The sequence below is a fragment of the Paenarthrobacter sp. TE4293 genome, from assembly GCF_050435325.1.
Classification (GTDB): Bacteria; Actinomycetota; Actinomycetes; order Actinomycetales; family Micrococcaceae; genus Arthrobacter; species Arthrobacter nitroguajacolicus_C.
Genome location: NZ_JBNJRY010000002.1, coordinates 356,121 through 377,590, shown reverse-complemented (window position 1 = coordinate 377,590; position 21,470 = coordinate 356,121). Strand labels below are relative to the sequence as shown.

Genomic DNA, 21,470 nt, shown 5'->3' with positions numbered 1-21,470 from the left:
TTTTGGACCTTCCTGTAGTCAACGGGGTGGGACGCTACGCGAACTAGCCCAACTCCACGCCCATCACGGTCCGAACAGCCGACCCGCCGGTGTCGTCATCAAGGGCCCGCATCCCCAGGTGCTCGGCGACCCGGCGTGAGGCCGCATTGTCGGGGTGGATGATGGCCACGAGCAGGGCGACCCCCACCTCGTTCCGAGCGAAATCCAGGCATGCCAAGGCCGCTTCCGTCCCATATCCGCGCCCCTGAAGGTCCGAGCGGACGTGGTACCCGACCTCGAGTTCGGACCGCCCGTTGACCTGTTGCCACGTCAACCCGCAGTCGCCCACGAACCCGCCGTCGCGCGTTTCCACGATCCACAATCCGTACCCGTGGCGCGCGTAGTTCGCCTGGTTCCATTCGATCCAGGCTGCTGCTTCGTCCCGGGTCCTGGGCGCCGGGTAATACGTCATCACAGCGGGATCGCCGAGCAGTGACGCCATCTCGTCGAGATCAGCGGGGGTCATTTCGCGGAAGCGCAGCCGGTCCGTCGGGTGGGGGAGCATGTCCGCAGCCTACCTTCAGCAGAGCGGACAAGAGCGCCCGGTCACGCCGTAGCCCGCACTTCCACGGGCGTCAGCATCTCCCGCTCAAACCCCACCACCCGCCGTGGTCCGTGCAGGATCACCTCATGGGAGGCAGCATCGGAGGTGCTCGACGTGGAAACGTGCAGCTTCACCAAACCCGGCGTCACCACTCGCTGAAGGTCCAGCCCGGTGAAGGACGTGCGGTCGGCATGGACCAGGAACTCCACCTCGGCAGAACCCCCGGCTGGAAGCTCAACCCGTGCATAGCCGATCAGCTCGCGGACGGGACGAACCACTTCGCCCACCGGATCCTCCAAGTACAGCTGCACCACCTCTGCGCCACTACGGGAGCCAGTATTCGTGACCGTGCAGCTGACGGTGACCGAGTCCGACGTCGACATCGTCGGTGTGCTGCATTGGTGCCCCGACAACTCAAACGTCGTATAGGACAATCCGTGCCCGAAGCCGAACAACGGCGACGGGTCCAGCGCACTGACGCCGCTGGGGCCGGCGAGCTTGGAATGCAGGTACGTGCCGGGCTGGCCGCCCGGGGATCGAGGCACCGAGACGGGCAGCTTTCCGGAGGGATTGACGACGCCGGTCAGCACGTCCCAGAGCGCCTCGCCACCATCTTCGCCCGGGAAGAAACCTTGGACGATCGCGTCGACTCGATCCACGAAGTCACCCAACGCGTAGGGTCGCCCGCTCAATACCACCACTACGGCACGCGTCCCGGATTCAGCACACGCGGTCAGAACACGGTCCAGCATCCGGTGTTGGTCGCCGGGGAGACGAAGATCTGCTGCGTCGTTCCCTTCGCCTGAGGTGCCCCTGCCGAAGAGACCTGCGTTGTCGCCAACCACCACCACGCAGGTGTCCACGGAAGACGCCACCTGGCACGCTTCGTCGATCTGCTCCTCCGTAGCTGACTCGCAGTTGCCGGTAACCGAAGTGGCCACGGAACCGAACCGCGCAGCCGCCACCCCCGCAACGGAAGGAACGGAAATACCCATCGGCACGTCAGGGTGCGAGGCTCCAACATGGGCATCAAAGGAGTAGCAGCCCAGCATCGCAAAGGGATCGTCAGCCAGCGGACCGACAACAGCCAGCGAACCGGTCGAAGCGGCAGCCAGTGGCAGCGCCGGGAGTCCGTCAAACTCCCGGTTGCTCAACAGCACCAGGGACTGGGAGGCAAGTTCCCGGGCCAACGCACGGTTCTCAGCCGGATCAAGGTCGATTGGACCGGACAGCGCCTCGGGGACAGGAGAGAAGTCAGGCGACAACAGGCCAACCTCGGCCTTCTGCGTCAGGACCCGGCGCAGTGCCTCGTCAACAACGGACTCATCCAGCGCCCCTTCACGAATCCGCCTCAGCAGCGGCTCGCCGAAACAGTTCACCGTAGGAAGTTCAACGTCGACGCCGGCGCTTAGGGCCAGCACGGCGGCGTCACCTGAATCTGCCGCCACACCGTGCGTGACGTCCAGGAAGGCGATGCCGAAGTAGTCGGCCACCACTGTGCCGGGGAAGCCCCACTTCCCGCGAAGCAGCCCGGTCAGAAGGGCGCGGTTCCCGGCGGTCGGTACGCCGTCGACGTCGGTATAAGCGTGCATCACCGAACGGGGGCCGCCGTGGCGGATCGCCATTTCGAACGGCGGCAGCATGACATCAGCGAGTTCGCGGGGACCCATGGAGACCGGCGCGTGGTTGCGCCCGGCCTGGGAGGCGGAGTAGCCCACGAAGTGTTTGAGCGTGGCGACGATGCCGGTGGACTCCAGCCCCTGGACGTAGGCGGTGGCGACTGTTCCTACGAGGTAGGGGTCCTCGCCGATGGTCTCTTCTACTCGGCCCCAGCGGAGATCGCGCACCACGTCCAAGACAGGAGCCAAGCCCTGATGGACGCCCAAGGACCGCATGCCCGTGCCAATCCGGGCCGCCATTTCCCGTATGAGGGACGGGTTGAAAGTGGCGCCCCACGCAAGCGGAACGGGGAACGCGGTGGCCTTCCAGGCTGCCAGGCCGGCCAGGCACTCTTCGTGGACCTGAGCGGGAATACCGAAGCGGGAGGCGGCCATGATCTGCTCCTGGGCGGCGGCCAGGCGGCGCGCGCCCTCGGCCGGTTCCACGGGGACGGTGCCGTACATGCGCGTGATCTGGCCGAGCCCGTCGGCGATAATGCCGTCCCACGTGCGGGTGTCTCCCGCCATCTGGCTTTGCAGCGGAGCCACGGAATCGCCGTCGGTGGAGGCATTGACCCATACTCCCACCAGCTGGGCGAGTTTCTCCTCGAGGGTCATGTCGCGGATGAGGTGCTCTACGACGTCCGACGCTGGAACGCGGGCAAGTGCTTGCTGGTCGGCGGCGCCGGTGCTCACAGGCTTCTCCTTGGATTCTACTGATGATTTTTAGAAACTATCAGAAACATTCAATTACTTTCCATAGTCAGAAACCCTTGACTTCGCCGCTTGGGTCTTCATAGCGTGGAGCACTGAAGCGGCGATGTTGCGAGAGCGGCACCCAGGCGCCGCCCGATGCAATAAGAAACTTTCGGAAATGATCACACCAACCCCATCGGAGAACCTCACCATGCGCATCTACAAAGTCGCCATCGTCGGCACTGGCGGGATCGCTGCAGTCCATGCGTCCAATCTGGCCCGCACCGACCACCGGGCGGAGGTGGTGGCCGCGTGCGACGTCGACGAGGCGCGCCTGCAGGCCTTCGCCGATGACCATGCAATCGCTGGGCGATACCAGAGCCTCACGGAGTTGTTGGCCGAGGCGAAGCCGGACATCGTGCACCTGTGCACGCCGCCCATGATGCACATTGACCAAGCGATCGAGTGCCTGGAAGCCGGGGCCCACGTCCTGTCCGAGAAACCGCCGGCACTGAGCCTGGCCGACTTCGACCGACTCAACGACGCCCGGGCGAAGGGCGGCACGCAGTTCTCGTGCGTCTTCCAACATCGCTTCGGCGACGCCTCGGCTGCGGCCCGCACACTGATCGGCGGCAGCGACTTTGGGCGCCCGCTCGTTGCCCGCTGCGACACCCTCTGGTACCGGCCGGATGAGTACTTCGACCTCCCGTGGCGCGGCACGTGGAAGGCCGAAGGCGGCGGACCCACCATGGGCCACGGCATCCACCAGTTCGATCTCCTCCTCCACCTGCTCGGCCCGTGGGATGAAGTCAACGCCATCGCCTCCCGGCAAGCCCGCGCCACCTCCACCGAAGACTTCTCCGCTGCGCTGGTCCGGTTCGAGAGCGGCGCCGCCGCCACTGTCATCAACTCCCTGCTCTCGCCGCGGGAAACCTCGGACATCCGCGTCGACTGCGAGTTCGCCACTATCGAACTCAGCCACCTCTACGGCTACGGCACCAAAGACTGGACCATCACGGCCGCGCCCGGACACGAGGACGCCGTTTCCTCGGCGTGGTCCGCCCAGTCGTTGGAGCGGGGCAGCGGTCACTCCGCGCAGTTCCTCGCGATGTATGACGCGCTCGACGCCGGACTGCCGCTTCCAGCCGACGCGGACTCAGCGCGGCAAACGCTGGAGTTCGCTGCCGCGATTTACGCCTCGGCTTTCACCGGGCAATCCGTGCGACGCGGGGACATCGTCCCCGGCCACGCCTTCTATGAGGGCATGGACGGTGAGGGTCGCGGCACCCGTGTCCTGGCCTCCACAGCCCGCGCCTGAACCCACACCAACCGGAGAACCTGATGACCACCACCGCCCAGACCGCCATGACCGAAACCGTCAGCTACACAGACAACGGCCACTCCTTGACGTTCACCGTCGGAGACCAGCAGATCGCCACCTACACGTACCGTCCCACAGACGACCAATACGAAAGCCCCCGCCCCTATTTCCACCCGCTCACCACTTTGGAAGGCGACGACCTCACCATTTACAGGCCGTGGGACCACGTGTGGCACAAAGGACTGTCGTGGGCGCTGCCGAACGTTGGAGAGCACAACTTCTGGGGCGGAGCCACCTATGCACGGGAGACCGGCTACTCAAACCTGGACAACAACGGGGCCATGAACCATGAGGCCTTCACCAGCATCGAAGAATCCGGTACGGGGATTACGGCCAGGGAGTCCCTGCTCTGGACGGCCCAGCCCGCCGGGCCGGGGCAGGACGGACAGCCGCTCATCGCCGAGAAACGCAGCTTCAGCATCCAGCCCCTGCCGGGCGGAAAGGCATGGGCCCTCCTGTTCGAGACGGAAATGAGCAACGTCTCCGGCGCGGAGATCGGCATCGGCAGCCCCACCACGGAGGGCCGCGACAACGCAGGCTACGGCGGACTGTTCTGGCGCGGACCACGATCCTTCACAGGCGGCGAATTCCGCTCGGACGCCGGGAGCGGTGGCGACGAGTTCATGGGCACCCGCTCTCCGTGGATCGCCTTCACCGGCCAACACGATGTCACCTGCCGGAAGTCCAGCATCCTGTTCGTCGAGGACCAAACCAACCCGGGCGCCTCCAACCAGTGGTTCGCCCGCTCGTCCATGTTTGCCTGCCTCGGGTCCGCACCGTTCTTCAGCGAAGTAGTTCCGCTCAAGGAGGGACAGCCGCTGACCTACCGGTACGCCGTCGTGATTGCTGACGGTTCCCTGGAAGACCAGAGGGCCGCTGCGCTCGCCGACGCCGCCAAAGCCGCCCTGGATGCCTGGGCCTGAGATGTGCACATCGTTTCCGGGTGCCACGGCGGTGTCCGAGGTCAGTATCTACGACTGGCCTGATGCGGATGGCACGGCCGGCGGGTCGCCGCATCTGCACACGGCATCGACGGAGGCCTACGTAGTGCAGCAAGGGACGGGCCGCTTGGAGACCCTCGACTCCCGCGGCTTCACCTCCACTGCGTTGGCTCCCGGGACGGTGGTCTGGTTTACGCCGGGCACCATCCACCGCGCCATCAACGACTCCGGCGACCTCAGGGTGCTGGTGGTCATGCAGAACGCCGGGCTGCCGGAGAATGGCGACGCCGTGATGACCTTCCCGCCGGAGCATCTGGTGGACCCTGCCGCGTATGCCCGCGCGGCGGCGCTCCCGTCGAAGAACGCCGACGGCGGCGACGTGGCGGCGGAGGCGGCCGCGCGCCGTCGTCGTGACCTGGCGGTGGAAGGGTATCTGGCGCTGAAAGCTGCCGTGCAGGCTTCCGGTGTTTCCGCGCTCGCCGATTTCCATGCGTCGGCAGCGCGGTTGGTGAACGGCAAAACCGAAACCTGGCGCGGGTACTTGGCCGCAGGAGCCGAGCGGCAGGCTGGAGTGACCGACCAGCAGCTGACATCTCTCGAATCCATGGAAAGTTTCTACATGCAGGATGCGAGGACTACGATGGGCGAACGGAAAACCCGCAGGATTTACGGCATGTGCGGCCGGATCCAGGCGTGGGAACTTTCCGAAACTGCAAACGTCGGGCTGTGATTCCCGGCCGGAAAGGTGGGGATCCATGGTGACCAAGCAGGACTCGGGGCGGGCAACGATCAGCGAGATCGCCCGGGAGGCCGGTGTCTCCGTTCCCACGGTTTCCAAGGTCCTCAACGGCCATGCCCACGTCGCGGCAGCCACTCGCGCCAGGGTTGAAGAGATCATCGCCAAACGCGATTACGCCCGCCGACCCGCCAAACGGAGCAAGAAAGCCGGGCTCGTTGACCTCGTGTTCCCGGGTATGGGCTCTGAATGGGCGTGCGAGATCATCGAAGGCGTTGAGCGCGTCGCCCAGGAAGCCGGGTACGGCACCGTTGTCAGCAGCCTGTCTCTGGACGGGTCCAGGATCCGCCCGTGGTTGGCCAACCTTGCTGAGCGAAAGTCCGACGGCGTGCTGCTCGCCGTCTACGAACTGGACTCGAAGCAGATCCAGCGCATCAAGTCCCTCGGCATCCCCGTGATCCTGATCGATCCCGTGGGGCAGCCGGGCCCGGACCTCATGACCGTCGGTGCTGCGAACTGGGACGGTGCTTTCTCGGCCACCGAACACCTGCTGAAACTTGGCCATACGCGGATCGGCATGATCGGCGGCCGTGACGATCTGCAGTGCAGCAGTGCCCGCGAGGACGGGTACTTGGCGGCGCTGCGGCGTGCCGGCGTCGAGTCAGATCCTGCGTTGATGGTCCCGGGCGACTTTTCTACCGAGTCCGGTGCGCGCGGGACTGAAGCCCTGCTCTCCTTGGCGGAGAAGCCCACGGCGATCTTCACAGGCAACGACGCCCAAGCACTGGGCGCCTACCGCGCAGCGCGTTCGGCGGGGCTGCGCATCCCGGAGGACCTTTCGATCATCGGATTCGACGACATCCCTGCCGCGGAATGGATCGAGCCCGGCCTCACCACCATCCGCCAGCCTGTGGTGCAGATGGCCGAAACCGCCATGCGTGCGCTGCTCCGCCACCTGGAGGGCGACGAGGAGTTGCCGCAGCGGATCGAACTCGGGACTGAGCTGGTGGTGAGGGGCTCGACGGCGGCGCCGGCCGCCTAGGGCCCGAACCGCCGTTGCCGGTCAGATCGCGGGTTTAGCCCCGGCCCATGCTGGTCGACGGGTCGCCGCCGCCCTCGGAGGGGTCTGCACGCAGATCGTCAGGGTCTCCCTCGGGGAGTCCTGCCGGACCGGAAACGTCGCCGGAGGCAGTCGGAACGTCAGCGTCCGCTTCGTCGTCGCGGAGGGTGTCGGCGTCGGGGGTGTCAGCATCGCTGTGGCTCTGGCCAGCGCCCGCGGCTGACCCCGTCGCTGCGTCTCCAGCTGTCCCCGCGGCTGACCCCGTCACTGCGCCTGCCGAAGGCTTGTCCGGGGAGAGGTCCTCGTCCATGGCGTTGGAGCCTTCGCTGATGGACGAGTGGACCTGGATGTCGTCGTCCTTCTCACCGGGCTCCGGGACTTGCTGGTCATTCACCGGCTTGGACGTGCCGGCGAGGTCCTCCATCGCGTTTTCAGTGGCCTTGCGGATGCTGTCTTCGACGCCCATGAGATGACTCCTTTGCTCGAACGGCCCGCTTACCGGGCCAGCTTGCATAGTAAGCCTACTTACTTCTTTGGTGATGTGAAAGCCGTGCAGGGGTTGACAAAATTGCCTCTTCCGGGTTGCGTAACCGCAGGTCAAGACCGTTCGCGCTGCACTTTGTACCGTGGATCGTTGGGCGCTAAGGTATTTCCAGACCGTTTTGCAGAGGGCGGCAATTTACGCTCCTTTGCTGTCTGCTGGGGACGCATTTCAGTCAGTAGGAACGCTTTCATATGGTTAACCCCCGCCCCGAGCAGGAAGCTCTGCAGAACGGATATTTTCTGGATCTGGTTCTGGGCAGCGAAGATGTCGAGGCCTTCCTCACGGATCTCGCAGCCTTCTCGGCAGAGAGTCTCTCGCATTCCGATGGTCCCGTTTTCTGCGGCATCACCGTCCTGCGCAGGAAGAAGTCAGCCACTGCGGCCAGCAGCGATGACCGCGCCCGTGTCATGGATGAACTCCAAAATGACTTTGAGGGCCCCTGCCTCACCGCCATGGACAAGTTGACGCCTGTCCTGGTCCCGGATCTCCTCTGTGAGCACCGCTGGCCGGGATATGTCGAGGCTGCGTCAAATCAAGGACTGCGGTCCGTTCTTAGTGTTCCGCTGTTGGTGGAGGGCGACACCCGGGCCGCCCTGAACCTGTACTCCGAGCGGACCAACGCTTTCAGCGAGTCCGATATTGAACATGCCGAGGTCTTCGCGTCGCATGCTGCCAAATCCCTGCGCCTGGCCTTGAAGATCGCACAACTCAGCGACGCCCGGAACGATCTCGCAGCCGCCATGGAGTCCCGAACGGTCATCGACCTGGCTGTCGGCGCGATCATGGCGCAGAACCACTGCAGCCAGGACGAGGCCTTCGCCATCCTGCGCACGGCCTCCAGCAACCGCAATATCAAGCTGCGGCACCTGGCCAAGTCGATCATCGCGGCTGTGTCGTCGGGGAAGATTACGACGCATTTCGAGGAGTAGCTACCGCCGCAGCGCCCCTTCCCACACCATCTTCACGGCGTTGCGCACCCGTTCCCTCGTGGCGGCGCTGGAAGCAGCATCGGACGCCGCAGGCCGCACCACGAACTGGTAGTAGTACAACCCGTTGATGAGGTCGATCATCGCTTCGACGTCCACGTCCGGTGAAAGCTCACCGGACGTGATGCCGTGGCGGATCTCCGCAGCAATGGGTTCACGACGCCGCGACACATGCCGGTTCCAGGACAGGGCGCGGAGATCGTCGTTCTCCAGGCCCATGGCCACACGCTTCTTCACCAGCGCACCCACCCGGCCCTGGACGTCGATCGCTGCTTCTTCATACGAGGCGAGGATCGTCTCCAGGGTGCTAGCCCTGCGTCTGAAACCAATGCGGGATCGAACGCTGTCCAGGGCGGCGGCGATCAGTTCCTCGCGGCTGCTCCACCGCCGGTACAGGGCAGCACGGCTGACGCCTGAACGTTCGGTGATCGCCGAGATCGTCACGTCCCGGGTGTCCCGCTCCAGCAAAAGTTCCACGGTGGCCGCAAGGACCGAGGATTCCAAGGCGGTGTCGCGGGGCCTGCCGGGTCGCCGCTCAACGACGGCCGCGACAGCCCCGGTGTCAGGCATCGGCAACCACCAAACGCTCACGCAGTTGCGCGATGGTCGCGTCGGACAGCCCTGCTCGGCGGACCGGCTCCAGGACACTCCTGTGCCTCTCGATCAGCACGTTCTGCATTGCTTCCATGGACTCCGCATGTGCACCCATCATGGCTCCCATGCCTTTGATCGCTTCCTCGTCCAGGACCCCGTCCGGCATGAGCCCACCCATGATCGCGCGGAGCCGCGGGAACAGCTGCGGCAGACGGGTGGCCGTCACGGCGTAGTCGGCGGAGATGGTCTCCGGCGTCGCTCCCAAAGCGGAAAGCACGACGGCGGCGAACACTCCCGTACGGTCCTTACCAGCCGCGCAATGGAAGACGGTGGCGCCGTCGGCCATGGCCACCAGCGTCGCGCCGAGGGCGAGCTGCCGGGCCTGGGTCTCCAGGAGGTTTGCGTACCAAGCACCCACCTGTGCGGGGGTGGTCGCGGAGGACATGATCTCGTGGCTGATGTCCTCGGGAGAGGACACCGAGGCCGTGAGGGCCAGGTGGTGGTAGTTCACGCCGGGCACGGTCAGCGGGCCGCGACCCGTCATGAGTGCTTCCTCAGGTGAGCGGAGATCGATCACTGACGTGACGCCGTCGTCGATCATTTGCCGTGCGAAAGCGGCCGGCATCACGGAGACGTCGTCGCTGCGGAGCAGCACGCCGGGGCGGACGGTGCCGCCGTCGACGGGCAGGCCGCCCAGGTCGCGCAGGTTGACGGGAGCGAGGTCGAGAGTTTCCACAGGAGCGTTTCCTAGCTGAGCTTGGCGCGGATGAAGGCGCTGACCCGGTCGATGATGGTGACCAGCACAACAATGCTGATGATGATGGCGCAAAGGTGTCCGTAATCGTACATGCGCATGGCGGTAGTGAGCTCCAAGCCGATGCCGCCTGCACCCACCAAGCCTAGGATGGTGGCGCCGCGGACGTTGCCTTCGAAGAGGAGCAACGTATAGCTGACCAGCAGCGGCGCGGCCTGGGGCAGGACGGCGTAGCTGATGATCTGGCGCTTGTTGGCGCCGACGGCGGTCAGTGCTTCCACCGGCCCGGGTTGCACGGATTCCATGGCTTCGGCGTAGACCTTGCCGATGGATCCAACGGAGCCGAGCACGATCGCCAGGATGCCCGCGAACGGGCCGAGCCCTACTGCGGAGACGAACATCAGCGCGAAGATAAGCTCAGGGATCGAGCGAAGCACGTTCAGCACGGCCCGGCAGGACGTGTACACCCAGCGCGGGGCGATGTTGCTGGCCGCGCCGAAGCTCAGCAGCAGTGACGCCAACGCACCCATGACCGTACCCACGAGCGCCATCTGCAGGGTCTCCACGAGCAGCTTGATGATGATGCCGAACTTGTCGAACGTCGGCGGGAACAGGCGGCCCAGGAAGTTGCCCATGTTGGGGATGCCGCTGAGGAGTTTATCCGGGTTGAATCCGGCGCCCATTCCGGCCCAGACAAGCACGACGGCGACGATCACCCAAAGCGCGGCTCCGCGCGGTGTGGGGAGGCCGAAAGGACGGGACAGGCGGAGCCGGTCGGCCTCGGGGAGGCTGGTATTGATGGTCTTCAGGGCCTCGGCGTGGGCTTCAGTTTTCGAGGAGTTCAGTGTCTGTTCCATAGATCTGGTGCACCTCCTTTTCGGTGATGGTGGTCGCGGGACCGGCGAAGACGAGCTCGCCCGAGTGCAGGCCAAGGACGCGGTCGGCGTAGCGGCGGGCGAGACCCACGACGTGCAGGCTGACGATCACGGGGATCTGTTCCTCGCGGGCGATGTCGCGGAGCAGCCCAAGGATGGTGCCGGCAAGCCGTGGATCCAAGGACGCGACCGGTTCGTCGGCAAGGATCAGGCGCGGCTGCTGCATCAAGGCCCGTGCGATGGCGACACGTTGCTGCTCACCGCCACTCAGGCTCCGGCATGGCTGCTTGGCCTTGTGCGCCAGCCCCACGCGATCCAACAGCTCCAGGGCCATGGTCCGCTGCGCCCTGCTGAACGTGCCCAGCATGTTCAACGGCCCGGCCGAGTGCAGCCCGCCGGTGAGCACATTGGTGAGTGCGGTCAGCCGCGGCACCAAATTGAAGTGCTGGAAGACATACCCGACGTCGGATCGCAGCTCCCGCAGGCCGGTCGCGTTCTGCTGGGCTAGCGAACGGCCGGCTACTTCCAGCGTGTCTGCGGTGAAAGGTGCGATGCCGGTGAGGGTCTTCATGAGGGTCGACTTGCCGGAACCGGAATGGCCCAGCAATGCCACGACTTCGCCGGGGTAGACGTCCAGGTCGATGCCCGCCAGCGCTACCTGATCGCCGTACTGGACCCGCAACCGGCGTGCCCGGACGGTGGGCGACCCGGCAGGGGCGAGTGCCGCCGTCGTGCTTTCTGTCTGTGTCATGAGGCTCATCGCAGGTCCTGGAGGTCAACGCCGATGGACTCGGCCACGTCCACCAGCGGAGCGTAGGTGGTGAATTCCGGGTCCTTGGTGGGCTCGCCGGTGATGCCGAACGTCTTGGCGATCTTCTCGTTGCCGACCATCAGTGCAGGGAGCTTGGCTTTGAGGGCTTCTCGGGCCTCGTTGTCCAGGTCCTTGCGCACCACGATGGAGATGCCGACCGGGATGGGATCGGACTTGGCAATGATGGTGGTCTCTTCCTCCTTGATGAGGCCCTTTTGGACGAACGTGGGGTAGAGCTGGCGGGCGGTGCAGGCGACGTCCACGTTGCCGTTGGCCAGTGCCAGGATTGCCGAATCGTGGGAGCCGGCGAACGTGCTCTTGTAGTCGGTGCCGTCCGTGAGGCCGGCCTTGGCCAGGAGTGATTTGGGCATGAAGTAGCCGGTGGTGGAGCCGGGGTCGATGAAGGCTTCTTGCTTGCCCTTCACGTCGGCGGGAGAGGCGATGCCGCTGTCTTTCTTGGCCAGGCAGAAGCTGGCGGGCTCTGTGCTGGCAGGCCAGACCAGGAGGGGATCCACGCTGTCCGTCTTGTACGCGAGTGCTGCGGAGAACTGGCTGAGGACTGCGACGTCCACGGATCCGTTGCGGACGGCTTCGACGACGCCGAGGTAGTCGGCGGGCTGGAGGTTGGTGACCGTGCGGCCGGATGCGTCGCCCACCATGGTGGCGAGGTCGGCCATGATGGCCTGCTCATCGGGGTCGTCGGTACCCGGGGGAGTGGCGAAGACGATCTCGGTCTTGCTCTTGTTGTCTCCGGCCGCGTTGGCGTCGCCGGAACAGCCAGCGAGGGCGCCGATGGCCAACAGGCCGATGAACGAAGTTGCGATGATGCCTGCACGAGCGTGCATGGTGGTGCCTTCCGTCATATGTGTTGGGGTGACGGAATTACGAAACCAGCAGTATCTGAATCGGAATTACGAGACTGCCGTACTTGAAATGGCGGGGAGGTTAACTGTTTGGGATGGCTTACGAAGTCCGCCCTGTGACCCCGCTTGGTGACCCGAGGCAACCATGGAGCAGACTTAGACGGGTGACCGTCAACAAACCCCGCCCCGGCCTCGCGATTGCTGCGCTGAGCCTCGGGACGGCGCTGAACCCGCTGAACTCGTCCATGATCGCCGTTGCCCTGGTGGTCCTAAGGGAGCATTTCGAGCTCGACGTCGCCACGGTCACCTGGGTCATCACTTCCTTCTACCTCGCGTCCGCCGCCGGCCAGCCGCTCATGGGCAGGCTTGCCGACCGCTTCGGCCCGCGCCGCTTGTTCATGTTCGGCATGGCATTGGTGGCGGTTACCTGCGCCATCGCCCCGTTCCTGCCCAACTTCGCCTTGGTCTGCGTGGCCCGCGCACTGATGGCCGTCGGGACCGCGACGGCGTATCCGTCCGCCGTCGTGATGGTCACCGAGCTCAGCCGGCTGGCTAACTTGCCGTCTACGCGGCCGCTGGGCCGGATCCAGATGGCGAACACGTCGGCCGCCGCCATTGGGCCGGTGGTGGGCGGCCTGTTGGTGAGCCTGGTCGGCTGGCAGGCGCTGTTCGCGATCAACGTGCCTATCGCACTGCTGGCCATGATCGTGGTCTACAAGGTGGCACCCGTTGATTCCGGGCGTGAAACCGGCAAGCTCGGCCAACTGCTCCGCGATTCCGATATCCCCGGCATCTTGGCGTTCGTCACCTCGCTCATGCTTGCGATGATGGCGCTGCTCAACGTGATGCCCGGCTACCGCTGGTACCTGCTGGGTGCTGCCACAGTGATCGGGGCGCTTTTCGCCTGGCGGGAGCTGCGCTTCCAGCCGCCGTTCCTGGATTTGCGCCTGCTGGGCCGAAACCGCCCCCTGCTGCTGGTCTACTTGCTCTTCGTCGTCTTCAGCGGCGTCTATTACTTTGCGTTCTTCGGCCTTCCGCAGTTGCTGCAGGAAGCAGGACAGTACGACGCCGGTGTGGTCGGCCTGCTGATGCTGCCCCTTGCGGCGTTGTCGGTGGTGGTAACGCCGCTGACGGTGAGGTTCATTGAGCGGTTCGGCGTGCGTTCCGTCCTGATCACCGGCGTCTTGATTCTGACTGTCGCGGCGGGAACGCTCGGCTTCCTGACCTTGACATTGTGGGCGCCGCTGGTGTTTGTGCTGACTGCGCTGATGGGCGTTCCCTACGGTGTGGTGAGCACCGCCTCCAACCAGGGCCTCTACGTTTCCGCACGACCCGAGGAACGCGGGGTGGCCGCCGGAATCTTCCAGACCTGCCGCTACCTTGGAGCGATTACTGCCACCGTGCTGATCGGTGTCCTCTACGGCCCGGGCGTGAATCAGGCCAACTGGGGAATCATGGTCCTGGTGATGTTGGGGCTCAGCGCGGTGGTGCTGGTTCTGGCCGTCATGTGGCGGAAGCCGGCGACGTAACGCTTCAGGCTGGCCATTTCGATGTTTCGCTGCGTACTCGACGTTTCCTACCGTCTTATACGCAGCGAGTCGTCTACATGGGGCTCAGCAGTCCCACCGGCGCCGGGCATGCATCACGATTGCGGCGTGAGCCCGGGCGGGTGCCGCACGGCGGTGGATCGTGGATCCGAACCAGAGCCTTCCCGCTGTTCGCCAACAAGATCCCGTCCTTCGACGCCAGTTTCGAGCAATTTGCTGCCGACCTGAGGGTGGCCGGCCGAACAGGCGGGCTAGCCCGAACAAACCCACGTCGGTGCGTCTCCCGGGGTAGCGTGCGGGCCTCTCCGACGGGGGACGTCCGCAGCGACCCTTGCTTAAATTACTGAGTCGACTCATAATTGAGTTAAGTCAGAAACAATACGGGAGACCCACATGAAAGCCTTCGTCCTCAATCAGTACAAGGAGCCCCTGCGGCAGATCGACGTACCTGAGCCGGTGCTCGGGGAGCGCGATGTCCTCATCCAGGTGCACGCAGCGGGCCTGAACCAGCTGGACGAGAAGATCAGGCTGGGGGAGTTCAAGCAGATCCTCCCGTACAAACTGCCGCAGGTTCTTGGTCACGACGTTGCTGGCGTGGTCCTGCAGGTGGGGCCGAAAGTACGGTCTTTCACGCCCGGCGACGAGGTCTTCGCCCGTGCGGGGGACCACCGGATCGGCACGTTCGCGGAGCGCATCGCCGTGGCCGAAGAAGACCTGGCCATCAAGCCGGCCACCATCAGCATGGAAGAAGCGGGCTCGCTTCCGCTGGTCGCCTTAACCGCGTGGCAGGCGCTGGTGGAGCGCGGAAACGTTGGCCCCGGCCAGAAGGTGTTCATCCATGCGGGTGCCGGGGGAGTAGGCTCCATCGCCATCCAGTTGGCCAAGTACTTGGGCGCCACGGTAGCCACGACGGTCAGCGCAGGGAACAAGGACTTTGTCCGTGAGCTGGGCGCTGATGTGGTGATTGACTATCGCTCCGAGGACTTTGTGGAGATCCTTCACGACTACGACCTCGTCCTGGACAGCCTCGGCGGCGAGAACCTGGAACGGTCTCTCAAGGTCTTGAAGAAGGGCGGCAAGGCCATCGGTATCGCGGGTCCGCCTGATGCCGGATTCGCCCGGCAGGTGGGTGGAAACCCTGTACTGCTGGGTGCGACGACCCTGCTCAGCTCGGGCATCCGCCGCAAGGCCCGCCGTCTGGGCGTCAGCTACGAGTTCCTCTTCATGCGTGCCGACGGCGACCAGCTTCGCCGCATTGCGGGACTCATCGATGCCGGGGACATCAAGCCGGTCCTGGGCCGGGTGGTGCCGTTCGATCAGACGGCCGATGTCCTCGAAGCCCTGGAAAAGGGCGGCGTCCGCGGCAAGACCGTCATTAGCCACCTTTAGCCAGCAACCACCAGGACAGGACGAATTTCATGAGCAGTGAACAGCACACGGAGACCTATCTGCAGGTTCCGGCAAAGACAGTGACGGCCGGCGGGGTCACCTACTCTTACCGGGAGTTGGGACCAAGGGGCGGGGTTCCAGTGGTCTTCCTGATTCACCTTGCCGGGACCATGGACAACTGGGATCCGCGCATCATCGATCCCATCGCCGCGAAGCATCACGTGATCACCTTCAGCAACCGTGGCGTGGGCGCGTCCACCGGCGCCGTTCCGGACAGCATCGACAGCATGGCCGACGATGCGGCCACGTTCATCCAGGCTCTCGGCTACCAGAAGGTGGATCTCTTTGGCTTCTCGCTCGGTGGCATGATCGCGCAGTCGCTGGTCCTCAAGCACCCCGGTTTGGTACGCAAGCTGGTTCTCGCCGGTACCGGCCCTGCCGGTGGAGAAGGCATCAAGAAGATTATGGGAACCACGTACTACGACGTTCTCCGGGGCAGCCTCACCCGGCAGGATCCCAAGGAGTTCCTGTTCTTCAACAGGAATGCCGCCGGTAAGCCTGCCGCCCGGGCCTTCATTAACCGACTCAAGGTACGCGCCACCAACCGAGAGGCACCCATCAAGCTCAGCGCCTTCCAGACGCAACTGAAAGCCATCCGTCGGTGGGGACTGTCGCCGTCGGCCGATCTGGGCGTCATCACCCAGCCGACGCTGATCGCCAACGGAGACAACGACCGTATGGTGCCGTCCGTGCTTTCAAGCGACATGCACCGTCGGATTCCCGGCAGCGAACTGGTCATCTACCCTGATTCGGGACATGGTGGCATCTTCCAATTCCATGACAGGTTCGTCCCTGTAGCCCTCGAGTTCCTGGACCGCTGATACGGTAGCTCCATGCAACCTGCGCCCCAGACACTTGGCCGACGTGAGCGGAATAAGCAGGAGAAGCTTGACCGTATCACCGCGGCTGCCCGTGAGCTTTTCACCCAGCATGGAGTGGACGAGGTCACCACCCAGCAAGTAGCCGAAAAGGCCGACGTCGGTGCGGGAACCTTGTTCTTGTACGCCAAGAACAAGGCGGAGCTGCTTCTGCTGGTGCACAACGCCAAGTACGCCCAAGCGCTGGAGTCGGGGATCGACGCCGCGGCAGCTGAAGTCGCGGTTCTCGATGCGGTGATGGCCATTATTCGACCCATCATCGAGTGCAACCGCGTGCAGATCGAGAACGGCCGCACCTACCTGAGGGAGATCGTCTTCGGCGATCCCGCCGAGCCGCACCATGCAGAGGCCTTGTCCCTGACCGTGCGTACCGAAGAAGCCATTGCCGAAGCCCTGGGACGCGACCAGCACCTGCTTGCCCGCGACCCCGCCAAGCTGGCACGGATCATCTCCGCGATCATGTTCATCAGCATGACGTCCTCGGCCACCACCGGAATGACAGACGCCCAGGTTGGCGACGGGATCCGGGATCAGATCAGCGTGCTCCTGGGCGCCTGACGTCTTAGGTCTGGGGGGCCTTAGCGGTTGAGGAACGCCTCGTGCTGGCGGTGTGCTTCCGCCACTTGCTCGCGGATCTTGTCCACGTCCTTGGCCTTGTTCCGGTACTTCAGCGGCATCTGCACGATCTGGGCTTCTTCCGCGGTCAGTGCGCGGTAGATGCGCTCGCGCTCGTTGGCGTCGGCGGTGTAGTCGAGGTCCAGGTAGTCCACCGCGTGGCGGCGGGCGTTGTTGATTGCCGTCTGGGCCTTGCCGGCCGGGCTGATCAGTGAGAGCACCACGGTGACGATCAGGACGCCGATAATGACGCTCAGCGAGAGGCCGGTGGTGATCTCGATGACGTTGACGTGCTCGCCGTCGTTGATGAAAGGCAAGTTGTTCTCGTGCAGGGCGTGGAGGATGAGCTTGACGCCGATGAAGGCGAGGATGGCTGCCAGGCCGTAGGAGAGGTAGATGAGGCGGTCCAGCAGGCCATCGATCAGGAAGTAGAGCTGGCGCAGGCCCATCAAGGAGAACGCCGTCGCGGTGAAGACGATGAAGACGTTCTGGGTGAGGCCGAAGATCGCCGGGATGGAGTCGAGCGCGAACAGGATGTCCGTGCCGCCGATGGCGACCATTACCAGCAGCATGGGAGTCAGGGCACGCTTGCCGTTGACGACGGTGAAGAGCTTGTCGCCGTCGTACTTGTCCGTGGTGTGGAAGAGCTTCTTGGCGAGCCGGATGATGAAGTTGTTGGCCTGGCCGTCACCGTGGTCGCCGGGCTTGAGCAGGTTGCCTGCCGTGAGTAGCAGGATGAGGCCGAAGATGTAGAACACCCACGCGAACGAGTTGATCAGCGCGGCGCCCAGGAAGATGAAGCCGGTGCGGGCGATCAGCGAGAACACGATGCCGAAGAGCAGGACCTTCTGCTGGTCTTCACGCGGCACCCGGAAGCTCGCCATGATGATGAGGAACACGAACAGGTTGTCGACCGAGAGGGCCTTCTCCGTGATGTAGCCGGCGAAGTACTCGGACCCCATTTGGCCGCCGCCGAAGACCAGCACCAGGACGCCGAAGAGCACGGCCAAGCCCACGTAGATGGAGGACCAGATGGCCGCTTCCTTGAGCGAAGGGACGTGTGCCTTCCGGATATGGAAGAAGTAGTCAAAGGCCAAGAGCGCCAAAATGACGACGATGGTGATGCCCCAGATGAGGGGAGAGACGGTCATATGATCCTGCTTTCGTGAGGCGCGCGAGTGGTGTTGCTCACCGAGGGTCAAACTCGTGGAGTTAAATTTACCGGGAGTGATGGGGCTGGTGGTAACTGGCGCCTGCTGGAAAGTACTTGACAACATGGAAAGTACTTTCCTATGTTGGTCCCAACGATCAACATCTTTGGGGGAACCATGAACGAGATCACCGGCAATCTGTCGCCAGCCGAAGCGCGCGAACTCCTCGCCAAGGCCGACGCCATCCGCGCAACTTCCACCAATGCGGCCGCATGGCCTGTTGCCGTAATGTTCACCAGCCTCGCGATCATCGGGTCCCTGCTGATGATCGGGATGCACATCGTGCTGGTCACCGGTTACGGCGCAGCCCTGTTGGCCTGCTCGATAGGCGCTTGGGGTGCTGTGACGGCCTCCATCTGGCCTATGTTCCAACGGTCCACCAAAGCCGGATACACCAAGCGCTTCCTGACATCGCTGCTGGCATACTTCGGCCTCTATGTGGTGTTGCTTGCAGTGGGTGCCATCGTTTTCCGGGACGGGAACCTCTGGTTCTACCTCCCCGCCGCCCTCCTGCTGGCAGCCGTCGGCATCGGTGCGGCACTCCGGGAACTCCGCGCATGAACGACCACCCCCGCCACCAGCTCAACGAGGTTGTCCATTCGCCGGTCCGCTTCTCCATCATGGCGGCGCTCGCAGGAGCGGAGTCGATGGATTTCAAGGACCTCCGGGACGCCATCCAGGTCAGCGATTCCGTGCTCAGCAAGCAGCTCTCACTTTTGGAGAAGGCTGGCTACGTGAAGATCAAGAAGAGCTTCGCAGGCAAAATGCCCCGGACGTCGGCAAGCGTTACCGCCGACGGGAGGAAGGCTTGGACCGGGCATCTGCAGGCGCTGCGGGACATCGCCGGAAGCTGACCCGCCGGGGCCCGTGCGGGAACGCACGACGGCGGACGGCGGCTGAGCGGGGTCTAGCCGGTCGGGGTCAATCGCCACTGCTCCTCGGTACGCGGCCGTTGCCAGAATTGTCGTGGAAGTTCAGATTCACGGGCCACGTCCGTGAGCCAAATGGTGCTGCCAGGGTCCCACCCCGCGATGACGGTTGAGGTATCCTCGATGACTGGGAGTGCGCGGCCCGCCGCGCTGAGGTAGCCGGCGACAGTGAGGTGAACGGCATCCCATTCGGTTGCAGCTTGCTCCCAGTCGGGGATAACCCAGCGCCCATGGCGGCCAGTGGTGCGGAACCAGTCGTGACGGCGGGACGCGGTGACCTCCAGCGGGAAAGACCGGCACAAATTGATCCAGTCTTCTTCTGTGGTGATCTCCAGAATTCTTCCTGTTCCGGCGACGGGGATAACGGTGGCTTCTTCCCACCCGAGGGAATCTTCAACCAGACTGAGCCCCTCAGGGATCCGCGCCACGGTGTGGATCAGGCCATGGGGGATCGACCACCATTCGCCGCTGAAGTTGGCGCGAGGGTCTCGTGGCCGTTCCTTGGCCGCGCGGATTTCCTCGGCCCGTTCCTTTCGTGCCCATTCGGCCAGCATGTGTTGCGGGTTTCGGGGGAGCAGTGCGGGATCTGATTCTGCGCGCCAGTCGATGGACGACTGCCCGGCTTGCGCCTTCTGGTTCCACCACTGGGTTTCGGGTGAATCGACCAGACTTTCCGCAACGTGCGTCAGGGACTTGGTGATTTCTTCGGTGGCGGCGAGGACGTCTTCGCCGTCGGGCTCCTGCCAGTATCTTGCGGTGTCCACGGAGCGCTGTAGGGCGTGTTGAACCAGCTCGTCCGTGATGGTCTGAAGATCCAGGGACGTAATCAGAGCTGCAAGCTCATCCACAGTCAGCTCCGGCAGGTGCGGCGGATCCTCTCCGGAGGGATTCATGGTCAACAGTTTTCGTGACCTGCCGACGCCAGGATCCAGGTTGTAGCCGAGGTGGAAGACGGCGATCCGGATGTCCTGGTCCTTTTCCATCGCGAGTTCAAGGCAGAGGCGGCGCCCACGAGGCCCACTAAGCAATTGCTCTACGGCTGATTCCATGCCTTCATCCTTGCAGCAGTAAGCTCTGCCGCGCTGAATCACGACGCCGGAACGCGCCTTGGGTGCCTGCAGCTTGCCTGACGCTTGAACATGCTTTCAATGGGGTTACTGTCCGTCCAGACCCCAGGTTGTGAGACAGCCGCCGGGGCAAGAAACCAAGAGCAATCCCTCCGGCCCGTTGAGTGTCCAGGCTTCGTACTGTTCATTTGACGAGACCCCAACGGAGCTACCGTCGGCGAAGTCGACATGTAGGTTTCCACGGTCGTCAGCGATCCCTACCGTGACTGCGGAACGTGCGATCGAGAGTGCGGGACCCAACAGGGAAGGAACCCCGGCGGGGTCGAGACGATGAATCAGGCCTGAAGCTGTCTTGTAAATGAATTCATTCTCGACCCTGAGGACAATGCCGCCGTTGGTCTCGATGCTGAAGGCATAATCGACCATGCAACGGACAATCTCGTCCGGCCCGAATGTCGTGGGCCACGTCCACAGCACGAGTGAGGGCTTCATTGGCTCGCCGCTCCTGGTCGCATCCACTTTTGAATCTCCGGCCCGGCTGCGTCCATGAAATTAGTGACCACCTGCATGGCGTCGTCGGGTTTCCCACCCCATCCGTCATACGCATCATATGCGTCATCGAGTTCAACCAGCTCCTGCGCTATTGGGTGTCCTTCGTGGCCGACAACCCGGTGCGCCCACGATGCGAGTTCCCTTAACGGCAGGGTTCCATCGGTGGTTTGGCTGGCGTAATGGTAAGCCGCCACAAGCTGGGCATCGTCCTTGGTCATGTCGCCCGTCGCCACGCCCAGCTCCTTGAGAGCATCATCCATAAGTACTCCGAGCTCGAAGACGTTGATGTTCGGCCAAGCGCCGGCAAGTTCGCGGAGGGCCGGGCCGTCGAGCCCTTCGACCAGGGCGTCCGTCGCGGCCGCGATAGCCGCGGCTGCCGCATCTTGCCTGATAGACCACAATGCTTGTGCGGCAATCAAGGCCACAGTGGCTGTACCCATCATCTAAAGAGTCTTCCGCAATCGCAGGCGACTACCCAAACCATTTGGACGCGGCTTGGCATAGAGCCACACGACAACACCGAACAGCGGCACCACGAAGAACACCAGTACCCACATGACCCGGGTCATCTGATCGAGACCGTCCTGCCGCAGGACATCGAAGATTGCCCAAATGTTCGCTCCCATGACGAACACCGCGGACAGTCCTGCCAGCAGTGCCACGACCCATTCCCAAGCTTCCATGTCATCCCCCTGAACCAGCAGCTTCCGTACAAAGTAGCACTCGGGCTGCAGACGTAC

At 64.0% G+C, this 21,470-nt stretch carries 24 protein-coding genes; 11 read left to right on the top strand and 13 right to left on the bottom strand.

Annotation, left to right across the window (positions count from 1 at the left end; translation table 11 throughout):
• Positions 1 to 43: 43 nt before the first annotated feature.
• Together QF015_RS05120 and QF015_RS05115 are read right to left on the bottom strand one after the other, a co-directional pair.
• Positions 44 to 544 carry a GNAT family N-acetyltransferase gene (locus QF015_RS05120; protein ID WP_429387502.1) on the bottom strand — a complete coding sequence of 167 codons (501 nt, stop codon included), beginning with the start codon at positions 542 to 544 and terminating at the stop codon, positions 44 to 46.
• 41 nt (positions 545 to 585) lie between these two features.
• Complete coding sequence (locus QF015_RS05115; RefSeq protein WP_429387500.1) at positions 586 to 2,937, bottom strand: glycoside hydrolase family 3 N-terminal domain-containing protein; 2,352 nt, start codon at positions 2,935 to 2,937, stop codon at positions 586 to 588.
• A 211-nt stretch (positions 2,938 to 3,148) separates the two neighbouring features.
• Between QF015_RS05115 and QF015_RS05110 the strand changes: the two genes are divergently transcribed.
• Genes QF015_RS05110 through QF015_RS05095 form a run of 4 tightly spaced genes read left to right on the top strand, consistent with a single transcriptional unit; the run spans position 3,149 to position 7,037 of the window.
• Positions 3,149 to 4,255, top strand: coding sequence for a Gfo/Idh/MocA family protein (locus QF015_RS05110; protein ID WP_429387811.1), 1,107 nt, complete (start codon positions 3,149 to 3,151; stop codon positions 4,253 to 4,255).
• A gap of 23 nt (positions 4,256 to 4,278) precedes the next feature.
• Positions 4,279 to 5,241, top strand: coding sequence for a PmoA family protein (locus QF015_RS05105; protein WP_429387498.1), 963 nt, complete (start codon positions 4,279 to 4,281; stop codon positions 5,239 to 5,241).
• Between the two features lies 1 nt (position 5,242).
• Positions 5,243 to 5,989 (top strand): cupin domain-containing protein, encoded by a 747-nt coding sequence (locus tag QF015_RS05100; protein WP_310202012.1) that lies wholly within the window; start codon positions 5,243 to 5,245, stop codon positions 5,987 to 5,989.
• A gap of 25 nt (positions 5,990 to 6,014) precedes the next feature.
• A complete protein-coding gene (locus QF015_RS05095) occupies positions 6,015 to 7,037 on the top strand; it encodes a LacI family DNA-binding transcriptional regulator (protein WP_310202010.1) in 1,023 nt (340 codons plus the stop codon).
• A gap of 34 nt (positions 7,038 to 7,071) precedes the next feature.
• Here the strand turns inward: QF015_RS05095 and QF015_RS05090 are convergent, their stop codons facing one another.
• Positions 7,072 to 7,521 carry a hypothetical protein gene (locus QF015_RS05090; protein ID WP_429387496.1) on the bottom strand — a complete coding sequence of 150 codons (450 nt, stop codon included), beginning with the start codon at positions 7,519 to 7,521 and terminating at the stop codon, positions 7,072 to 7,074.
• A 269-nt stretch (positions 7,522 to 7,790) separates the two neighbouring features.
• On the opposite strand from QF015_RS05090, the gene QF015_RS05085 reads away from it, so the two are divergent.
• Positions 7,791 to 8,528 (top strand): ANTAR domain-containing response regulator, encoded by a 738-nt coding sequence (locus tag QF015_RS05085; RefSeq protein ID WP_310202006.1) that lies wholly within the window; start codon positions 7,791 to 7,793, stop codon positions 8,526 to 8,528.
• On the opposite strand, the gene QF015_RS05080 is transcribed toward QF015_RS05085, so the two are convergent.
• The 5 genes from QF015_RS05080 to phnD are packed head-to-tail and all read right to left on the bottom strand — an operon-like array spanning position 8,529 to position 12,464.
• Positions 8,529 to 9,155, bottom strand: coding sequence for a TetR/AcrR family transcriptional regulator (locus QF015_RS05080; RefSeq protein ID WP_429387494.1), 627 nt, complete (start codon positions 9,153 to 9,155; stop codon positions 8,529 to 8,531).
• Positions 9,148 to 9,915 (bottom strand): tyrosine-protein phosphatase, encoded by a 768-nt coding sequence (locus tag QF015_RS05075; protein WP_429387492.1) that lies wholly within the window; start codon positions 9,913 to 9,915, stop codon positions 9,148 to 9,150. The genes QF015_RS05080 and QF015_RS05075 overlap by 8 nt, the downstream gene beginning before the upstream one ends.
• A gap of 11 nt (positions 9,916 to 9,926) precedes the next feature.
• A complete protein-coding gene (gene phnE, locus QF015_RS05070; RefSeq protein ID WP_429387490.1) occupies positions 9,927 to 10,790 on the bottom strand; it encodes a phosphonate ABC transporter, permease protein PhnE in 864 nt (287 codons plus the stop codon).
• The gene (phnC, locus tag QF015_RS05065) at positions 10,759 to 11,559 is read right to left on the bottom strand and encodes a phosphonate ABC transporter ATP-binding protein (protein ID WP_429387487.1); all 801 of its coding nucleotides are present in this window, start codon (positions 11,557 to 11,559) and stop codon (positions 10,759 to 10,761) included. Before phnC ends, phnE begins: the two co-directional genes overlap by 32 nt.
• A 5-nt stretch (positions 11,560 to 11,564) precedes the next feature.
• The gene (gene phnD, locus QF015_RS05060) at positions 11,565 to 12,464 is read right to left on the bottom strand and encodes a phosphate/phosphite/phosphonate ABC transporter substrate-binding protein (protein WP_429387484.1); all 900 of its coding nucleotides are present in this window, start codon (positions 12,462 to 12,464) and stop codon (positions 11,565 to 11,567) included.
• A 182-nt stretch (positions 12,465 to 12,646) separates the two neighbouring features.
• On the opposite strand from phnD, the gene QF015_RS05055 reads away from it, so the two are divergent.
• The 4 genes from QF015_RS05055 (at position 12,647) to QF015_RS05040 (ending at position 16,914) form a co-directional block, all read left to right on the top strand.
• Positions 12,647 to 14,011: an MFS transporter gene (locus QF015_RS05055; RefSeq protein WP_429387481.1), complete on the top strand. Its 1,365-nt coding sequence runs from the start codon at positions 12,647 to 12,649 to the stop codon at positions 14,009 to 14,011.
• A 411-nt stretch (positions 14,012 to 14,422) separates the two neighbouring features.
• Positions 14,423 to 15,418, top strand: a complete 996-nt coding sequence (locus tag QF015_RS05050) for an NADP-dependent oxidoreductase (protein WP_429387478.1) — start codon at positions 14,423 to 14,425, stop codon at positions 15,416 to 15,418.
• A gap of 29 nt (positions 15,419 to 15,447) precedes the next feature.
• Positions 15,448 to 16,299, top strand: coding sequence for an alpha/beta fold hydrolase (locus tag QF015_RS05045; RefSeq protein ID WP_429387475.1), 852 nt, complete (start codon positions 15,448 to 15,450; stop codon positions 16,297 to 16,299).
• A 12-nt stretch (positions 16,300 to 16,311) separates the two neighbouring features.
• Positions 16,312 to 16,914 carry a TetR/AcrR family transcriptional regulator gene (locus QF015_RS05040; protein WP_429387472.1) on the top strand — a complete coding sequence of 201 codons (603 nt, stop codon included), beginning with the start codon at positions 16,312 to 16,314 and terminating at the stop codon, positions 16,912 to 16,914.
• 20 nt (positions 16,915 to 16,934) lie between these two features.
• Here QF015_RS05040 and QF015_RS05035 read toward each other — a convergent pair whose 3' ends face one another.
• Positions 16,935 to 18,122 (bottom strand): TerC family protein, encoded by a 1,188-nt coding sequence (locus tag QF015_RS05035; protein ID WP_310201983.1) that lies wholly within the window; start codon positions 18,120 to 18,122, stop codon positions 16,935 to 16,937.
• A 141-nt stretch (positions 18,123 to 18,263) separates the two neighbouring features.
• On the opposite strand from QF015_RS05035, the gene QF015_RS05030 reads away from it, so the two are divergent.
• Both QF015_RS05030 and QF015_RS05025 read left to right on the top strand, forming a co-directional pair.
• Positions 18,264 to 18,743 carry a hypothetical protein gene (locus tag QF015_RS05030; RefSeq protein WP_310201981.1) on the top strand — a complete coding sequence of 160 codons (480 nt, stop codon included), beginning with the start codon at positions 18,264 to 18,266 and terminating at the stop codon, positions 18,741 to 18,743.
• On the top strand, positions 18,740 to 19,036 hold the full coding sequence (locus tag QF015_RS05025; RefSeq protein WP_310201979.1) for a winged helix-turn-helix domain-containing protein: 297 nt from the start codon (positions 18,740 to 18,742) through the stop codon (positions 19,034 to 19,036). Before QF015_RS05030 ends, QF015_RS05025 begins: the two co-directional genes overlap by 4 nt.
• A gap of 53 nt (positions 19,037 to 19,089) precedes the next feature.
• Here QF015_RS05025 and QF015_RS05020 read toward each other — a convergent pair whose 3' ends face one another.
• From QF015_RS05020 to QF015_RS05005, 4 genes are all read right to left on the bottom strand, one after another.
• Positions 19,090 to 20,160 carry a hypothetical protein gene (locus QF015_RS05020; RefSeq protein WP_429387467.1) on the bottom strand — a complete coding sequence of 357 codons (1,071 nt, stop codon included), beginning with the start codon at positions 20,158 to 20,160 and terminating at the stop codon, positions 19,090 to 19,092.
• A 105-nt stretch (positions 20,161 to 20,265) separates the two neighbouring features.
• Complete coding sequence (locus tag QF015_RS05015; protein ID WP_310201975.1) at positions 20,266 to 20,670, bottom strand: DUF6188 family protein; 405 nt, start codon at positions 20,668 to 20,670, stop codon at positions 20,266 to 20,268.
• Positions 20,667 to 21,173, bottom strand: a complete 507-nt coding sequence (locus QF015_RS05010; RefSeq protein ID WP_429387464.1) for a hypothetical protein — start codon at positions 21,171 to 21,173, stop codon at positions 20,667 to 20,669. Before QF015_RS05010 ends, QF015_RS05015 begins: the two co-directional genes overlap by 4 nt.
• The gene (locus QF015_RS05005) at positions 21,174 to 21,413 is read right to left on the bottom strand and encodes a PLDc N-terminal domain-containing protein (protein ID WP_429387461.1); all 240 of its coding nucleotides are present in this window, start codon (positions 21,411 to 21,413) and stop codon (positions 21,174 to 21,176) included.
• Positions 21,414 to 21,470: the final 57 nt, after the last annotated feature.